Origin of the sequence: Bradyrhizobium tropiciagri (assembly GCF_018130545.1) — a bacterium.
Classification (GTDB): Bacteria; Pseudomonadota; Alphaproteobacteria; order Rhizobiales; family Xanthobacteraceae; genus Bradyrhizobium; species Bradyrhizobium tropiciagri_A.
Genome location: NZ_JAFCKF010000005.1, coordinates 235,903 through 253,520 on the forward strand (window position 1 = coordinate 235,903; position 17,618 = coordinate 253,520).

Genomic DNA, 17,618 nt, shown 5'->3' on the forward strand with positions numbered 1-17,618 from the left:
TGCTCAAGTCCTTTGCGAGGCGCGCAGCGCCTGGCCGAGATCGTCGATGATGTCCTGCGCGGTCTCGATGCCGACCGACAGCCGCACCAGCTCCTCGCCGATGCCGGCGGCCTTGAGCTGCTCGGCATCCATCTGCTGATGCGTGGTGCTGGCGGGGTGGATCACCAGCGTCTTGGCGTCGCCGACATTGGCGAGATGGCTGATCAGCTTCAGGTTCTCGATGAACTTCTTGCCGGCGGCGCGGCCGCCCTTGATGCCGAAGCTGATGATCGAGCCGGCGCCGCGCGGCAACAGCTTCTTCGCCAGCGCGTAGTCCGGATGCGTTTCCAGCGACGGATGCAACACCCAGTCGACCGCCTTGTTCGCGGCAAGCGCGTCCAGCACCGCATGGGTGTTGCTGATATGGCGGTCCATGCGGACGCCGAGCGTCTCGATGCCCTGCAACAGCTGGAACGCGTTGGTCGGCGACAGGCAGGCGCCGAAATCGCGCAGGCCCTCGGTGCGGGCGCGCATGATGAAGGCGGCCTTGCCGAACTGCTCGTCGAAGACGATGCCGTGATAGCCGGCATAGGGCTCGGTGAGCTGCGGGAATTTGCCGGAGCCGCGCCAGTCGAACCGGCCGCCATCGACGATGACGCCGCCGATCGCAATGCCGTGGCCGCCCATCCACTTGGTCGCCGAGTTCATCGTGATGTCGGCGCCGAGCTCGATAGGCTGGCTCAGATAGGGCGTCGCGAAGGTGTTGTCGATCAAGAGCGGAATCTTCGCATCATGCGCGATCTGCGCCACCGCGGGAATGTCGAGCACCTCGAGGCCGGGATTGCCGATGGTCTCGCCGATCACGAGCCTTGTGTTCGGCTTGATCGCGGCACGGAATTCGTCGAGCGCGCGCGGCTTCACGAAGGTCGTGGTGATGCCGAACCGCGGCAGCGTGTGCGCGAGCAAATTGATGGTGCCGCCATAGAGCGAGGCGGAGGCGACGATGTGGTCGCCGGCATTGAGCAGGGTTGCGATCGCAAGATGCATCGCGGCCATGCCGCTGGCGGTGCAGATCGCGCCGACGCCGCATTCGAGCGCGGCGATGCGCTCTTCCAAAACGGCAGTCGTCGGGTTGGAGATGCGCGTATAGATGTGGCCGGCGCGTTCGAGGTTGAACAGCGCCGCGGCATGGTCGGCATCCTGGAACACGTAGGACGTGGTCTGATAGATCGGCACCGCGCGCGCGCCGGTCGCGGGATCAGGCCGTTGGCCGGCATGCAGGCTCAGGGTTTCGAAGGCAGGCGGCTTGGGTGCGGGCATGCTAAGCTCGTCAGGTCAGTCGATGAGGATGGTGGGTTCGGAGTCTTTTGTTTGACGCGTTTTCTTCACGCGAACCGGTGTCCACTTCGCTTGAAAACGCTTTGTTAAACGTGAACTGCGGTACGAACGCGGCCGACATTGCCGAACACGCGCAAATAGCGCTCGACCTCTGTGGGGATGCCGGTCGCTTTCTCCGGATTGTCGGAGAGTTTCACGGCCGGGCGGCCGTCGACCGACGTCACCTTGCAGACGATCGAGATCGGATCGAGCGCGGCGGTGCCGTCGGGCGCGCACCCGACGAAATCATTGGTGAGGTTGGTGCCCCAGCCGAAGCTGACGCGCACGCGGCCCTTGAAGTGATGGAACGTGTCCTCGATCGAGCCGACATCCATCGCGTCCGAGAACACCAGGAGCTTCTCCTTGGGATCGCGGCCCTTCTGCTTCCACCACTTGATGATCTCTTCGCCGGCGGTGATCGGCGGCGCGCTGTCGGGACGAAAGCCGGTCCAGTCGGCGACCCAGTCGGGCGCGTCGCGCAGGAACGGTTTTGTCCCGAAGGCATCGGGCAGGGCGATCAGCAGGTTACCGCCATAGGTGTGGCGCCATTGGTCGAGGATGCGATAGGGCGCCCAGCGCAGCGCCTCGTCGTCGTTGGCGAGCGCGGCGGCGACCATCGGCAGCTCATGCGCATTGGTGCCGATCGCCTCGAGATCGTTGTCCATCGCCAGCAGCACGTTCGACGTTCCGGTGAAGGACGGGCCGAGGCCTTCCTTCACCGCCTCGACGCACCAGCGCTGCCACAGGAAGCCGTGGCGGCGGCGCGTGCCGAAATCGGACAGCCGCAATCCGTCGAGCTTGCGCAGCCGCTCGACCTTGGCCCACAGCTTGGCCTTGGCGCGGGCATAGAGCACATCGAGCGCGAAGCGGCCATAGGCCTTGGTTGCCGCGCGCGAGCGCAACTCGTTGAGGATCGCGAGCGCCGGGATCTCCCACATCGTGGTGTGGGTCCACGGGCCGTGGAAATGCAGCTCATACTGGCCGTCGACCTTGTGCAGCTCATATTCGGGCAGGCGGAAGGCCGCGAGCCAGTTGATGAAATCAGGCGAGAACATCTGGGTCTTGCCGTAGAACGTGTTGCCGGCGAGCCAGATCAGCTCCTTCTTGGAGAAGCGGATGGTGCGGGCGTGGTCGAGCTGGGCGCGCAACTCGCCCTCGTCGATGACCTCGGCGAGCCGGATATGGGTCGAGCGGTTGATCACCGAAAAGGTCGTGCGGGTGTCCGGATAGCATTCCCGGATCATCTGCTGCATCAACAGCTTGTAGAAATCGGTGTCCAGCAGGCTGCGCACGATTGGGTCGAGCCGCCAGCCGTGGTTGTAGGTCCGGGTCGCGATGTCTGTCACGGTCATGCGGGAACCTTAGCCTGCCCCGCGGCGCCCGCCCAGTGGGTATCGGGCGGAACATGGCAGGTCAGCGCGCTATGGTCTGCCGTATACGGCCGACGGTGGCGCTGACGTCGGTCCAGGCCGGCTTGCCGGGGGCAAACTGCCGCCGGAGGAAGGAGACGAGCTCGGCGACCTGGCCGTCGGTCATGCTGTCCTTGAAGGCCGGCATGTAGCCGAGGTCGGTCACGGCCGGCTTGGCGATGCCGTGCAGGATCACCTGGATCAGATTGTCCGGCGCGTCGCTGTGCAGATTGCTGTTGAGCGCCAGCGACGGCCGGCTGCCGAACAGCGGCGGGCCGCCAACCTCGTGGCAGACGGCGCAGGCGCCTTGATAGATTCGGGCACCTGCCGACGCGGCGGTGGTGACGGCGGTGCTTGTCTCGAGTTTGGCGGCCAACGCATCGTGCGCCGGTCGGTCGGTGCCCTCGTTGAACGAGGCGAGGTAGACCGCCATCGCGCGGATATCCTGGTCGGGCAGCGCGGCGAGCTCTTGCACGACCGGCGCCATCGGTCCCGCGGCAACGCCGTGCAGGCGCGACTCGCCGGTGCGCAGATAGGCGAAGAGCTCGTCCTCGCTCCAGGGAATCGGCGCCTTCGATAACGATGTCAGCGCCGGCGCTTCCCAGCCCTCAGCGAAGCCGCCGGCGAGATAGGCGGCTTGCCGTTCGGCGCCGAGCGCATTGCGCGGCGAGTGGCAGGCGCTGCAATGGCCGAGACCTTCGATCAGATAGGCGCCGCGATTCCAGACTGCCGATTTCGAGGGATCGGGTTGGAGTGGGTTCGGCTGATGGAATAGCGCATTCCATCCGGCGAGCAGCGGCCGGAGGTTGAACGGAAAGGCCAGCGCGTTCGCCGGCGTCTCGGCGCGCACCGGCGTCTGTGCCATCAGATAAGCATAGAGCGCCTGCAGGTCGGCATCACTGGTCCTGGCGAAATGCGTGTAGGGAAACGCCGGATAGAGATGGCGCCCGTCGCGATGAATGCCCTCGCGCATCGCGCGCTCGAAGGCGGGATAGGACCAGGCACCGATGCCGGTGTCGACATCGGGCGTGATGTTGGTGGTGTAGATCGTGCCGAACGGCGTCTCGAGCGGCCGGCCGCCGGCGTTCGCTATGCCATGCTCCGAGGTATGGCAGACGGCGCAGGCGCCGAGCGCCGCAAGCTCCTTGCCGCGCGCGATCGTTGCGGCGGAATAGACCGAGGCATCGGGCCGGGCGATCGGCGCGATCGCGCGCCAGGGCAGCACGGCCGCGCCGATCCCGATCGCCGCGGCGCAGAGCGCGGCCATGCCGGCGAGCATGCCGCCGCGCCTCGCAAACGGATTCGGCCATCGATTGAGGTCCGCCGGCTGCGTGGGCGGCGGAAGCGGCGCCGGCGCGACAAGCTGCTCGCCGCGCAGGCCTTTCAAAATGCGCTCGGGTGTGAACGGAAGCTCGCGGAAGCGGACGCCGGTTGCATCATAGATCGCATTGGCAATCGCAGCCGCACTCGGCACCGAGGCGGACTCGCCGACACCGAGCGGCGGCTGGTCCTGCCGCGGCAGCATCAGCACATCGATCTCAGGGAGCTCGGGGAATTTGATGATGGGGTAGGCGCCCCATTCCCGCGCCGTCACCGCTCCGCGCTCGAAGGAGACCTGCTCCATCAGCGCGCGGCTGGTCGACTGGATGACGTTGCCTTCGATCTGATGCCGCACGCCCTCCGGATTGATCATCAATCCGGAATCCTGGCCGGCGACGACGCGCGTCACGCTGACATCGCCGGTCGCCTTGTTGACGGCGACGTCGGCGATCCACGCCGACCATGCCGCGCCGTAGCCCGGAAACTTGCTGTGCACGTAGAGCGCATAAGCGAAGCCGCGGCCGCGGACGATGTCGCCGTCCGCCTCGGGCTCTTTCCACACCGGGCGCGGCGTCCAGCCGGCGCGCTCAGCGACTGCGTTGACGAGGTCGATCGCGCGTTTGTCCTTGAGGTAGCGTAACCGGTATTCGATCGGATCGACTTCGGCTTCGGCCGCAAGCTCGTCGATGTAGGATTCATGCGCAAAGGTGTTGGGCAGCGCCGACACGCCGCGAAACCACGACGCGCGCACGATCGGCGGCATGTCGTTGGCGACCACGCGCATGTTCTCGTAGTCGTAGGGCGGGATCGCGGTGCGGTCGCCCATCTCGAACACGGCAGGCGTCGGCGCGATCCGCCCGGTAAGCAGCAGCGCCAAGGTCGGCGCGCCGTTCGAAGGATAGCGCGTATTGAAATCATAGCCGGCGACGCTGCCGTCGGCGTTGAGGCCGCCATTGACGTCCATCAGCTGCGCGGTGCCCTTCGGCTCCCACGCATGCTCCTGCTCGCGGGTGAGCTGCACGCGCACGGGGCGGCCGACGGCGCGCGACAGCAGCAATGCATCGGCGGAAACATCGTCGGCGCAGTTGCGGCCGTAGCAGCCGGCGGCCTCCATCCGGATCACTTCGATCTCGGCTTCAGCCCGCTGGATCAAGAGCGCCAGATCGCCGCGCAGGATGTGCGGGTTTTGGGTGCCGGACCAGACGCGGATTGCACCGTCGCCGTAGTCGGCGACCGCGCAGGACGGGCCGATCGAGCCGTGCATCTGGTACGGCCAGACGTATGTCCGCTGCATCGGCTTGGCAGCGGCCTTGATCGCGGCATCCACGTCGCCCTTATCGATCAGCTGGCGTGGCGTCGATGGATTGGCGCGCAGCGCTTGCTCGATGTCGGAGAGATCGGTCAGCTCAGGTCCCGGCTTCCAACTCACCTTGAGCTGTGCGGCGGCCTTGATCGCATTCTCCTCGCGCTCGGCGACGACGCCGACGAAATCGCCGATCCGCACCACCGCGACCAGCCCGGGAATATCCCGCACCGAGGCCTCATCGACCGCGATCAGGCTGGTTCCGACGAACGGTCCGGCATCGACACCGGCATAGGGCGGACGAACGACACGGCCATGCAGCATGCCGGGCACGCGCACATCGTGGACATAGACGAGTTCGCCGGTGGCCTTCGCCGGCAAGTCGACCCGCGGCACCGACTTGCCGACGACCGAATAGGTGTCGACTGCCTTGACCGGTACGTCATCGGCAAGCTCGAGCCGGATCGTCTCGTCCGCGATCAGCTCGCCATAGCTGACGCTGCGGTTGTCGTGACCGCGGATCAGGCCGTCTTCGATCGTGAGCTCGTCGGCCGGCAGCTCCAGTCGCTCGGCCGCGCGCGCGAGCAGAAAATGTCGCGCTTGCGCGGCGGCCTTGCGCAAGGGGACAGCGGTGATCTGGATCGTCTCGCTCGCGATCGTTGCGCCCTGGTTCGGCACCACCGCCGTATCGCCGAGGATCACGACCACGCGGGCAAAGGAGACGTCGAGCTCTTCGGCGACGATCTGTCCGAGCGCGGTGCGGATGCCGGTGCCGAGATCGACATGACCGTTATAGGCGTTGACTGAACCGTCTGATGTGATCGTGATGAAGGTCTCGAACGCGCCTTCGGTGCCGAGCACCGCGGGGCGAACGACGGACAGCGAGCCAGGCTTGCGTTGCTCTGGAAAGCGTGCGTCCGCCATCAATCGCGCGCCTCGAGCGCGTGGCCGGCGGCGCGCATCGCCGCGCGGATGATCTCGATATGCGCGCCGCAGCGGCAGAGATTGTAGCGCAGCGCTTCCAGCACCTCGTGCTCGGATGGATTTGGGTTGCGCGTGAGCAGCGCCTTGGTGGTGATGATCATGCCGTTGAGGCAATAGCCGCACTGCGCGGCCTGTTCGCGGATGAAGGCATCCTGCACCGGATCCGGGTGCTCGCGACTACCGAGACCTTCGAGCGTGACGATGCTGCGCCCCGCGCAGCCTTCGATCGGGATCACGCAGGCGCGCGCGGCGACGCCGTCGATCAGCACCGCGCAGGCGCCGCACTCGCCGAGCCCGCAGCCATATTTCGGTCCGTTCAATGCGAGGTCGTTGCGCAGCACGTAAAGCAATGCGGTGTCGGGAGCGGCATCGACGTCATGATTCCTGCCGTTCACGGTCAGGCGCATTGCTCCGGTTCTCCCCTGATGTTTGCGCTGCAATGTCAGCGTCCAATCGCGAATGAGGATAACGTTTGTATACAAACGTGCAAGCGGCGGCATGCCGCGCTGCAGCGAGTGCACGCTTTATGAACAGGGTGCGCAAGCGAATGGCAGGGTTTGATTGCAAAGGCCGCTTGACAGGCTTGAGGCTCGCGCGCAGGATCATTCGTATACGAACGATATAGGCAGGGAGGCGGAAGCGCAGTATGATCGACCGCCACCACAAGTCCAGGCTTGGTCACGATGGCTGACACATTGACCGTCGCCGCCGGCGACAAGATCCGCTGCGATGCCTGTCCGGTGATGTGCTACATCAAGCCGGGCGCGGCCGGCGCCTGCGATCGCTACGCCAACCACGACGGCACGCTGGTGCGGGTCGATCCGCATGTCGTGCTGGAGCGCACCGTCTCGCATGGCGGCAAGCTGGTGCCGTTCCAGGTGAGCGGCGACTGGGACGGCAAGATCGTCCGTCAGCCCGAACTCTTCGTCACCGCGATCGGCGCCGGAACCACCTATCCGGACTACAAGCCGGCGCCTTTCATCGTGTCGTCCGAGGTCGACGGCGTCGACATGGTCACCGTCGTGACCGAGGGCATTTTCTCCTATTGCGGCGTCAAGGTGAAGATCGACACCGACCGCTATCTCGGCCCGGAGACCGCGACTGTGCGCGCGGACGGCGAGGCGGTCGGCCACGTCACGACCAGCGAATATGGCTCGCAGATGCTTTCGCTCGGCGGCGTGCATCATCTGACCGGCGGCTCCAAGAAGGAGGGCCGCGTCACCTGCGACACGCTGATGGATCTCTCCAACTGCAAGGCGGTTGAGCTGACCATCGATGGCGGCGCCACCGTTGTGGTGCAGGCGGGCAAGCCGCCGATCGTCAACGGTGTGGCGGAAGAGCGCATGCGGGTCGGCTGCGGCTCGGCGACGATCGGCATGTTCGCCAAGCAGTGGCACGGCAAGGTCGACGAGGTGGTCGTGGTCGACGACCACATCACCGGCGTGCTGAGCGAGCATCAGGCCGGCAAGCTGCTCGACATCGCCGACACCGGCATCAAGATGAAGGGCCGGCGTTCGACGCCCGGCCGCTACTTCCAGGTCGCCGATCCCGGCACCGGATGGGGCGGCACCAATATCTCCGATCCGCTGTCGATCCTCGGCCCCTTCAATGCCAAGGAGGCGCGGCCCGGGCTCACCATGCTGATGGTGTCGACGACTGGCGAGCATGCGTCCTATTACGTGCTCGACGAGGCCTTGAAGCCGGTCGAGACCGAGATGCCGGCGGATCTCAGATTCTCCGTCGAGCGCATCCAGGAGAATTGCGAACCGGCGCTGTGCACCGTGCTATTCATGGGCGGCGCGGGCGGATCGTTGCGCGCCGGCGTCACCGACAATCCGGTGCGGCTGACGCGCTCGGTCAAGGACGCGCTTACAAGGGTCACAAGCGGCGGCGCGCCGGTTTATGTCTGGCCGGGCGGCGGCATCACCTACATGGTCGATGTCACGCAGATGCCGGCCGGTGCCTTCGGTTACGTGCCGACTCCAGCGCTGGTGGCGCCGATCGAGTTCACGATGCGGATGTCCGATTATGCGGCGCTCGGCGGCCATATGGACTATGTCCGGCCGCTGTCATCGCTGCGGGACAGCGCCGAGGTCCGGCCGATGCCGCATCTGCCAGGACGGCGCGCATGAGCCGGCTCCCGCAAATCGCGCTTCTTCCTGACGGTAAGCGGCTGCATTTGCAGGACGGTCCGATTGATCTGGTGATCGAGGCCAAAGGCAGGGACGCGGACGTCGTCGCTGCTTATCAGGCTGCGGCTGAGCGTTTCACCGGCTTGCTTGACGAACTCTGCGCGGAATTGGCCGAGCTGCGTAGCCCGGCCGATCCCAGCCATTGCGCGCTGAATGGTGTGGTCGCGCGGCGCATGCATGCGGCGGTCGCGCCGTTCGTCGCCGATTGCTTCATCACGCCGATGGCGGCGGTCGCAGGGTCGGTTGCCGAGGAAATCCTCGGCGCGATCTTGCAGTCGGCAACGCTCGATCGCGCCTATGTTAATAATGGTGGCGACATCGCCTTACATCTCGCCGACGGCGAACAATTCATCGTCGGCCTGATGGACCGGCCCGATCGTGATGGCGTGATGCGCACGATATCGGTCGATGCCGACATGCCGGTCCGCGGCATCGCGACCAGCGGCCGCCACGGCCGCAGCTTCTCGCTAGGTATCGCCGATGCCGTCACCGTGCTGGCGCGGACGGCGTCGCAGGCCGATGCCGCCGCGACGGTGATCGCGAATGCGGTTGATCTGCCGGGGCATCCCGCGATCCTGCGGGTTCCGGCGAGCGAATTGCAGCCGGATAGCGATCTTGGCGCGCGGCTGGTGACGCGGGATGTGGGGCGCCTTGCGGAACACGAGATCGAGCAGGCGCTCGAGGCGGGGGCGGCGCGGGCGCGCATGCTCCTGACGTCGGGATTGATCGAGGGCGCGGCATTGCGTCTACTGGGCGAAACGCGAATTGTCGGTGCAACTGGGTTTGGCGCGCCGGCGTCGCACGCGTTTCAGGGACGAACGATAAACAACATGCTGCAGGCATGACCGGGAGCGAGGCAAGATGAGCGCCGTCATTCGCAAGATCGTCACCGTGGTCGAGGAGACCCATCTGGAGATGGGCAAGACCATCGCGCCGCCGACAAGGCGCGCCGCCGCGATTGCCGTGATCGAAAACCCCTTTGCCGGCCGCTATGTCGAAGATCTGTCGCCGCTGATCGCGATCGGCGAGGAACTCGGTGAATTGCTCTCCAAGCGGGCGGTCGTCGCGCTCGGCATCGACGGCGCCAAGGCGCACAGCTACGGCAAAGCCGCCGCCGTTGGCGAGAATGGCGAGCTCGAGCATGCGGCCGCGATCCTGCATCCGAAGATGGGTGCGCCGGTGCGCAAGGTGCTGTCGAAGGGCGCGGCGCTGATCCCGTCGTCGAAGAAGCGCTCGGGCCCCGGCACCACGCTGGATATTCCGCTCGGGCACAAGGATGCCGCCTTCGTGCGCAGCCATTTCGACGGCATGGAGGTGCAGATCAACGACGCGCCGCGGGCCAACGAGATCATGGTCGCGGTCGCGGTGACCGACAGCGGTCGGCCGCTGCCCCGCGTCGGCGGGCTGACGGTTTCTGAAGTCAAAGGCGAAGACGGATTGCGATAATCTCTTTCAAGAAAACTGGAGGACGGGATGCGTGGTTATTTCGTAGGGGCGGGATTGGCGATCGCGGTCGCGGCCATGGCAACGAGCGCCATGACGACGCAGGCCTCGGCGCAGAGTGAAATCAAGATCGGCGAGATCAACTCCTATTCGCTGCTGCCGGCGTTCACCGAGCCCTATCGCAAGGGCTGGCAGCTTGCGGTGGAGGAGATCAACGCGGCCGGCGGCATCAACGGCAAGAAGCTCGTCGTCATTTCCAAGGATGACGGCGGCAAGCCGGCGGACGCGCAGACCGCGGCCAACGAGCTGGTGTCGAGCGAAAACGTCGCGATGCTCACCGGCACGTTCCTCTCCAATATCGGTCTCGCCGTCTCTGACTTCGCCAATCAGAAGAAGGTGTTCTTCCTCGCCGCGGAGCCTCTGACCGACGCGATCACCTGGTCGAAGGGTAATCGCTACACCTTCCGCCTGCGTCCCTCCAACTACATGCAGGCCGCGATGCTGGTGGAGGAGGCGGCAAAGCTGCCCGCAAAACGCTGGGCGACGATCGCGCCGAACTACGAATACGGCCAGTCGGCGGTCGCAGTGTTCAAGAAGCTGATGTCGGAGAAGCGGCCCGATATCCAATGGGTCGACGAGCAGTGGCCGCCGCAGGGCAAGATCGACGCCGGTCCGGTGGTGCAGGCGACTGCCGCGGCGAACCCGGAAGCGATCCTCAACGTCACCTTCGGTGCCGACCTCGTCAAGCTCGTGCGCGAGGGCAACACCCGCGGCCTGTTCAAGGGCCGCACGGTGGTGAGCTTCCTGACCGGCGAGCCGGAATATCTCGACCCGCTGAAGGACGAGACGCCGGAGGGCTGGATCGTCACCGGTTATCCCTGGTACTCGATCAAGACGCCGGAGCACGACGCGTTCCTGAAGGCCTACCAGGCCAAATACAACGACTATCCGCGGCTCGGCTCCATCGTCGGCTACCAGACCATCAAGGCAGCGGCGGCGATCCTCGCCAAGGCCGGCTCGAGCGATCCGGAGAAGCTGATCGCGGCGGCGGAGGGCATCTCGATGCCGTCGCCGTTCGGCGAGATCACCTTCCGCAAGATCGATCACCAGTCGACGCTTGGCGCCTTCACCGGCAAGACCGCGCTGAAGGACGGCAAGGGCATCATGGTCGATACCGCCTATCGCAAGGGCTCGGATTATCTGCCGAGCGATGCCGAGATCGAGAAGCTGCGGCCGAAGGATTGATCTCATCTTCTCCCTCGCCCCGCTCTTGCGGGGAGAGGGGCGGGGTGAGGGGCTATCTCCACGAGTTGTGTTCGCGGAGAGTCACCCTCACCCGAAACTCAAGCTGGCGCTTGAGTTTCGACCTCTCCCCGCAAGCGGGGCGAGGTTAAGGAAAGTGACGCTTGTTATCTCCAACGCGGACCGCCCATGGCCTTCTACGTCGTCCAGTTCCTGACCGGTCTTGCCAGCGCGGCGTCGCTGTTCCTGGTCGCATCGGGTCTGTCGATCATCTTCGGCGTGACGCGGATCGTGAACTTCGCGCATGGCGCGTTCTACATGCTCGGCGCCTATGTCGCGTTCACGCTGACCGAGCGCTTCTCGGGCGCGTTCGGCTTCTGGGGCGGCATCGTCGTTGCGGCGCTCGTCGTCGCGGCGATCGGCGTGCTGGTCGAGATGGTGCTGCTGCGCCGGATCTATCATTCGCCCGAGCTGTTTCAATTGCTCGCGACCTTCGGCCTGACGCTGATGGTCGAGGACTTGGTGGTGCTGATCTGGGGCCCGGACGACCTGGTCGGCCGCCGCGCGCCCGGCTTCAAGGGCGCGATCGATTTCTTCGGCCAGAACATTCCAAGCTACGATCTGTTCCTGATCGTGCTCGGGCCGGTGGTGCTCGGCGTGCTCTGGCTGTTGTTCCAGCGCACCCGCTGGGGCGTCCTGGTGCGTGCGGCGACGCAGGACCGCGACATGGTCGCAGCGCTCGGCGTCAATCAGAAATGGCTGTTCACCAGCGTGTTCGCGCTCGGCGTCTTCCTCGCCGCGCTCGGCGGCGCGCTGCAGATCCCGCGCGATGCGGTCAACCACGCGATGGATCTGCGCGTCATCGTCGAGGTCTTCGTCGTGGTCGTGATCGGCGGCCTCGGCAGCATCATCGGCGCCTTCGTCGCGGCGGTGCTGGTGTCGGAGCTCAACGCCTTCGGCATCCTGATCTTCCCGAAGATCTCCATCATCCTGGTGTTCCTGGTGATGGCGGTGGTGCTGATCGTCCGACCGTGGGGCCTGTTCGGCAAGCCGGAGGCGCCGGCACGGCGTACGCCGGGCCTGACCGTCAATCCGTGGCGGCCGCTGACCACGAATGAACGACTTGCCGCGATCGCCGTGCTCGTGGTCGCCGCCGCCCTGCCATTCGTCGGCGGCAACTATCTGCTCACCGTCGGCTCGGAGATTGCGATCTTCGTGATCTTCGCGGTCAGCCTGCACTTCCTGATGTCGGTCGGCGGGCTCGCCTCGTTCGGCCACGCCGCCTATTTCGGTCTCGGCGCCTATGGTGTGGCGCTGCTCGCCAAGATGGCCGGCTTGCCGATGATTGCCTGCCTGCTGCTCGGCCCGCTGCTCGGACTATTGGGCGCGGCAGTGTTCGGCTTCTTCGCGGTGCAGCTCTCGGGCGTCTATTTCGCGATGCTCACCTTGGCTTTCGCGCAGATCGTCTGGTCGATCGCGTTCCAGTGGGTGTCGGTCACCGGCGGCGACAACGGCATTCTCGGCGTCTGGCCGGAAAAATGGGCGGCGAGCCCGTCGCATTTCTACTGGCTGTCGCTCGGCGTCGCCGCGCTCGCGGTGGTGATCCTGCGCATCATCGTGTTCTCGCCGTTCGGCTTCGCGCTGCGCGCCACGCGCGACTCTCCACTGCGCAGCGAAGCCGTCGGCATCAACGGCAAGCGCATCCAGTGGACCGCCTTCGTGATCGCGGGCACGGTCGCGGGTCTTGCCGGCGCGCTGTTCGCCTATCTCAAGGGCAGTGTATTCCCCGACAATATGGGTATCTCGCTCTCGGTCGATGCGCTGGTCATGGTGCTGCTCGGGGGCGTCGAGACGGTGTCGGGCGCGGTGGTCGGCGCCATCGTCTACAAGGCGCTCAACATCTGGCTGGTCAGCCAGACCGATCTCTCCAAGCTCGTGCTCGGCGGCTTTGTGGTGCTGATCGTGGTTGCGTTCCCCAAGGGTATCGTCGGCACGCTGGAAGCCTTCATGCATCGCCGCCGCAAATCCTCGTCATCGGCGTCGTCGCCATTGCTGACCTCCCGCATCGAGAGCGCAGAATGAGCATGGTCCCCACATTGCTGTCGGTCGAGGGGCTGACCAAATCCTATGGCGGCGTGCATGCCGTGCGCGGCGTCTCGTTCGAACTGCGCGCTGGCGAGATCCTGGCGCTGATCGGGCCGAATGGCGCGGGCAAGAGCACCTGCTTCGACATGCTCAACGGCCAGAACATCCCCGACAGCGGCCGCATCCGCGTGCTGGGCGCCGAGACCACCGGCAAGAAGCCGCGCGTGATCTGGCGGATGGGTGTCGGTCGCACCTTCCAGATCGCGGCGACATTCCCGACCATGACGGTGCGCGAGAACGTGCAGGTCGCGCTTGTCTCGCATGGCGGGCAGCTGTGCAATCTGTGGGCCTCGACTGCGCGTCAGGCGCGCGACGAAGCCGGGCGGCTGCTCGATCTGGTCGGCATGGGCGCCTATGCGGAGCGGCCCTGCGGCGAGCTTGCCTATGGCGACGTCAAGCGGCTGGAGCTTGCGATCGCGCTCGCCAACCAGCCAAAATTGCTCTTGATGGACGAGCCGACCGCCGGCATGGCGCCGCGCGAGCGCGTCGAGCTCATGCGGCTGACGGCGCGGATCGCGCGCGAGCAGTCGATCGGCGTTCTCTTCACCGAACACGATATGGACGTGGTGTTCGAGCATGCCGACCGCATCCTCGTGCTGAACCGCGGTACGTTGATCGCCGAAGGTTCGCCCGAAGAGGTCCGCGGCAACGCCCAGGTGCGGGCGATCTATCTCGGCGAAGGCCTGCTCTATGACGCCCGGCACCGCGAGGGAGCATCGGCATGAAGCTCACGGTGAAGGATCTCAACAGCTTCTATGGCCCGGCGCATATCCTGTTCGACATCGCGCTCGAGGTCGGCGAGGGTGAGGTGGTGGCATTGCTTGGCCGCAACGGCGCCGGCAAGTCGACCACGTTCCGTTCCATCGTCGGCCTGGTCGAGAACCGCTCCGGCCGCGTGATGTTCGAGGGCAGGGACGTCTCGGAGCTGCCGACGCATGCGATCGTGCGCGGCGGGCTCGGCTATGTGCCGGAGGAGCGGCGTATTTTCACGGATTTGACGGTCGAGGAAAATCTCGAGGTCGGCCGCCAGCCGAAGCGGGCGGGCGCGCCGCAATGGGACCGCGAGAAATTGTTCAAGCTGTTTCCCAATCTCGGCGAGATGCGCGGCCGGCCCGGCGGGCGCATGAGCGGCGGCGAGCAGCAGATGCTGACGATCGCGCGCACGCTGATGGGCAACCCGTCGCTGGTGCTGCTCGATGAGCCTTCGGAAGGCCTGTCGCCCAAGATCGTCGAGCAGATGGTCGATGCGATCCTGGCGATGAAGAAAGAGGGCGTCAGCATCGTCGTGTCAGAGCAGAATCTGCATTTCGCCCGGCTGATCTCGGATCGCGCCTACATCATCGAGCGCGGCCGGATCTGTTTTGGCGGCACCATGGCGGAACTCGATGCGCGTCCGGATATCCGTGACGCGCATCTGTCGCTGTAACGGGCGGGGTGGACAATGGCGAGGAGCGCTGTACAGAAGCGAAGCGTCAAGGCGACCAAGCCCGGCTACGTGCTGGACGAGCAGATCGGCTTCATCCTGCGCCAAGTGTCGCAGCGGCACGCCGTGATCTTCGCCCGCGAGATCGGCATCAATTTGACGCCGACGCAATGGGCGGCGCTGTCGAAGCTGTCGGAGGTCGGCGCCTGCTCGCAGAACCAACTGGGGCGGCTGACCTCGATGGACGTTGCGACCATCAAGGGCGTGATCGATCGCCTGACCGCGCGCGGCCTGACCGAGACCTCGCCCGATCCCGACGACGGCCGAAGGCTGTTGGTGAGTTTGACGCGCGCCGGCCAGCAGATGGCCGACAAGGCCGCGCCGAATGCGCTCGTGATCTCCCGGGAAACGCTGGCACCGCTCGACGCCAAGGAACGCGAGACGCTGATGGCGCTGCTCGAGAAGCTGCGGTGATTCCAAATCCATCACCGTCACCCTGAGGGGCCGCGCGAAGCGCGGCGTCTCGAAGGGGCGACGGCCACCAGCCGGGCCGTACATCCTTCGAGACGCGCGGAGCCTGTCATCGGGCCGCGCTTTGCGCGGACCCGTTGGCGCTCCTCAGGATGACGGGGCGCCTGCCGCCGCCTACTTCGCCACGATCTCCGGTACTTTTCCCGCGGGCGGGGTGTTGCGGCTGCGCTGGGTGCGGACGATGCCATCGATGATGGTCATGCCGATGCCCGGGAGATCGCCGAGTTGAACGCTCTCCAGGATGTTCTTGCCCGGCGAATGCTGCGCCTTGTCCATCAGCACGAAATCGGCCGAGCGACCGACCTCGATCAGGCCGCAATCGAGCTCGCGCATCCGCGCGGTATTGCCGGTCGCCAGGCAGAATGCGAGCTCGGCAGGCAGCTCGCCGAGCGAAGACAACAGCGACACCATGCGCAGAATGCCGAGCGGCTGCACGCCGGAGCCGGCGGGCGCGTCGGTGCCGAGGATGACACGGTGCAGATCGCCCATCTCGCGCGCGGTGCGCAGCGTGAACAGCGCCGAGCGTTCATTGCCGTTATGCACCAGCTCGAGTCCGCGCTTGCAGCCCTCGCAGATGCAGCGGATCTGGTCGTCGGGCAGCGCAGTGTGGCCGCCATTGATGTGGCCGACCACGTCGGTGTCGGCCTCCAGCACCACGTCCTTGTCGATCAAGCCGGAGCCCGGGATCGACGGGCCACCGGTGTGGATCGTGCTTTGAATGCCGTATTTGCGCGCCCAGCCGACCATTTTGCGTGCAGTGGGGCCGTCCTTGACGCCGCCGAGCCCGACCTCGCCGAGCAGCTTGACGCCGGCCGCGGCCATTTCCTTGAAATCGTCCTCGACCATCTCGCATTCGATCACGGGCGCGCCGGCATGCACCTTCACGCCGCCCGGCCGCAAGGTCCAGAACGCGCGCTGCGCGAAGATCGCCATCGCCTTGACGCCGACCACGTCGCGCGGCCGCCCGGGCATGTGCACCTCGCCGGCGGAGATCATGGTGGTGACGCCGCCATGCAGATAGCTGTCGATCCAGTTGATTTGGTTCTGCCGCGGCGTCCAGTCGCCGGCGACGGGGTGGACGTGGCTGTCGATCAGGCCGGGCGCGACCGTCGTTCCCATGGCGTCGACGATCGTGGTGGCGCCTTCGGTGTCGACGTCCTTGAGGCGGCCGATTGCAGTGATCTTGCCGTTCTCGGCGACGATGGTATCGGCATCCAGGATCGGCTTCTCCAGCGCTCCCGACAGCAAGAGCCCGATATTGCGGATCACCAGCTTGCTGGGGCCGGCGGCCTGGGGCGCGTCGTGAGCCATGGGTGTTTTCCTTCTGTTTCTGCCGAATTGCCCGGGAATTTGAGCCCGGCTTGACTTTTGGATCAAGCCGGATTATTCGTTTGTATACGAATGATCGTATACAAACGATCCGGCCGGTCAACAGGGTTCAAGTCCTTCCCCGCCGCAGCACAAATCAGGGATTGGTGCGATGAGCAATTTCAACCAGGAAAGCGTCCTCAGCGTCCACCACTGGACCGACACGCTGTTCTCCTTCAAGACCACGCGCAATCCGTCGTTCCGTTTCCGCAACGGCGAGTTCACGATGATCGGGCTCAAGGTCGGCGAGAAGCCGCTGCTGCGTGCCTACAGCGTCGCCAGCGCGAACTATGAAGACACGCTTGAGTTCTTCTCGATCAAGGTTCCGGACGGCCCGCTGACCTCGCGCCTCCAGCATCTCAAAGAGGGCGACGAGATCATCGTCAGCCGCAAGGCCACCGGCACGCTGGTCATCGACAACCTCGAGGACGGCCGCAACCTTTACCTGATCGGCACCGGCACCGGGCTGGCGCCGTTCCTCAGCGTGATCAAGGATCCCGAGACCTATGACCGCTTCGAGAAGGTCGTGCTGCTGCACGGCTGCCGCCGCGTCAAGGAGCTCGCCTATGGCGAGATGATCACCGAGAAGCTGCCGCAGGACGAACTGATCGGCGAGCTGGTGCGCGACCAGCTGATCTACTATCCGACCGTGACGCGCGACCCGTTCCGCAACCGTGGCCGCATCACCGACCTGATCACCTCGGGCAAGCTGTTCGCCGATATCGGCCTGCCGGCACTCGATGCCGCGCATGATCGCGTGATGATCTGCGGCTCGCCGGCGCTGGTTGCCGACACCCGCACGCTGCTGAATGGCCGCGGCTTCGTCGAGGGCAATCACGGCGAGCCTGCGCAGTTCGTGGTCGAGAAGGCGTTCGCCGAGCGCTGATCCTGGTTTCTTCGCA

14 protein-coding genes are annotated in these 17,618 nt (G+C 65.6%); 9 read left to right on the plus strand and 5 right to left on the minus strand.

What is annotated here, in order from left to right:
- Nucleotides 1–3 precede the first annotated feature (3 nt).
- The 4 genes from JQ616_RS22770 to JQ616_RS22785 all read right to left on the minus strand — a co-directional run bounded on the left by JQ616_RS22770 (nt 4) and on the right by JQ616_RS22785 (nt 6,779).
- A complete protein-coding gene (locus JQ616_RS22770; RefSeq protein ID WP_212018235.1) occupies nt 4–1,299 on the minus strand; it encodes an O-acetylhomoserine aminocarboxypropyltransferase in 1,296 nt (431 codons plus the stop codon).
- Nucleotides 1,300–1,403: 104 nt separating this feature from the next.
- Nucleotides 1,404–2,708, minus strand: coding sequence for a nicotinate phosphoribosyltransferase (gene pncB, locus JQ616_RS22775; protein WP_212018237.1), 1,305 nt, complete (start codon nt 2,706–2,708; stop codon nt 1,404–1,406).
- 61 nt (nt 2,709–2,769) lie between these two features.
- Nucleotides 2,770–6,312 (minus strand): molybdopterin cofactor-binding domain-containing protein, encoded by a 3,543-nt coding sequence (locus JQ616_RS22780; RefSeq protein ID WP_212018239.1) that lies wholly within the window; start codon nt 6,310–6,312, stop codon nt 2,770–2,772.
- A complete protein-coding gene (locus JQ616_RS22785) occupies nt 6,312–6,779 on the minus strand; it encodes a (2Fe-2S)-binding protein (protein ID WP_050405892.1) in 468 nt (155 codons plus the stop codon). Before JQ616_RS22785 ends, JQ616_RS22780 begins: the two co-directional genes overlap by 1 nt.
- A 276-nt stretch (nt 6,780–7,055) precedes the next feature.
- Between JQ616_RS22785 and JQ616_RS22790 the strand changes: the two genes are divergently transcribed.
- The 8 genes from JQ616_RS22790 (at nt 7,056) to JQ616_RS22825 (ending at nt 15,291) form a co-directional block, all read left to right on the plus strand.
- On the plus strand, nt 7,056–8,504 hold the full coding sequence (locus JQ616_RS22790; RefSeq protein WP_212018241.1) for a 6-hydroxynicotinate reductase: 1,449 nt from the start codon (nt 7,056–7,058) through the stop codon (nt 8,502–8,504).
- Complete coding sequence (locus JQ616_RS22795; RefSeq protein WP_212018243.1) at nt 8,501–9,409, plus strand: UPF0280 family protein; 909 nt, start codon at nt 8,501–8,503, stop codon at nt 9,407–9,409. The genes JQ616_RS22790 and JQ616_RS22795 overlap by 4 nt, the downstream gene beginning before the upstream one ends.
- A gap of 16 nt (nt 9,410–9,425) precedes the next feature.
- The gene (locus tag JQ616_RS22800) at nt 9,426–10,010 is read left to right on the plus strand and encodes an amino acid synthesis family protein (RefSeq protein ID WP_212018245.1); all 585 of its coding nucleotides are present in this window, start codon (nt 9,426–9,428) and stop codon (nt 10,008–10,010) included.
- A 27-nt stretch (nt 10,011–10,037) separates the two neighbouring features.
- On the plus strand, nt 10,038–11,252 hold the full coding sequence (locus JQ616_RS22805) for an ABC transporter substrate-binding protein (RefSeq protein ID WP_212018246.1): 1,215 nt from the start codon (nt 10,038–10,040) through the stop codon (nt 11,250–11,252).
- A gap of 186 nt (nt 11,253–11,438) precedes the next feature.
- Nucleotides 11,439–13,331 (plus strand): ABC transporter permease, encoded by a 1,893-nt coding sequence (locus JQ616_RS22810; protein ID WP_212018248.1) that lies wholly within the window; start codon nt 11,439–11,441, stop codon nt 13,329–13,331.
- Complete coding sequence (locus JQ616_RS22815) at nt 13,328–14,119, plus strand: ABC transporter ATP-binding protein (RefSeq protein WP_212018250.1); 792 nt, start codon at nt 13,328–13,330, stop codon at nt 14,117–14,119. The genes JQ616_RS22810 and JQ616_RS22815 overlap by 4 nt, the downstream gene beginning before the upstream one ends.
- Complete coding sequence (locus JQ616_RS22820; RefSeq protein ID WP_212018252.1) at nt 14,116–14,820, plus strand: ABC transporter ATP-binding protein; 705 nt, start codon at nt 14,116–14,118, stop codon at nt 14,818–14,820. Before JQ616_RS22815 ends, JQ616_RS22820 begins: the two co-directional genes overlap by 4 nt.
- A 15-nt stretch (nt 14,821–14,835) precedes the next feature.
- On the plus strand, nt 14,836–15,291 hold the full coding sequence (locus tag JQ616_RS22825) for a MarR family winged helix-turn-helix transcriptional regulator (RefSeq protein WP_212018254.1): 456 nt from the start codon (nt 14,836–14,838) through the stop codon (nt 15,289–15,291).
- Between the two features lie 171 nt (nt 15,292–15,462).
- Here the strand turns inward: JQ616_RS22825 and JQ616_RS22830 are convergent, their stop codons facing one another.
- Nucleotides 15,463–16,659: an amidohydrolase family protein gene (locus JQ616_RS22830; RefSeq protein ID WP_212018256.1), complete on the minus strand. Its 1,197-nt coding sequence runs from the start codon at nt 16,657–16,659 to the stop codon at nt 15,463–15,465.
- 169 nt (nt 16,660–16,828) lie between these two features.
- Here JQ616_RS22830 and JQ616_RS22835 point away from each other — a divergent pair, with 169 nt between their 5' ends.
- The gene (locus JQ616_RS22835) at nt 16,829–17,602 is read left to right on the plus strand and encodes a ferredoxin--NADP reductase (RefSeq protein WP_212018258.1); all 774 of its coding nucleotides are present in this window, start codon (nt 16,829–16,831) and stop codon (nt 17,600–17,602) included.
- The last annotated feature ends 16 nt before the right edge of the window (nt 17,603–17,618 follow it).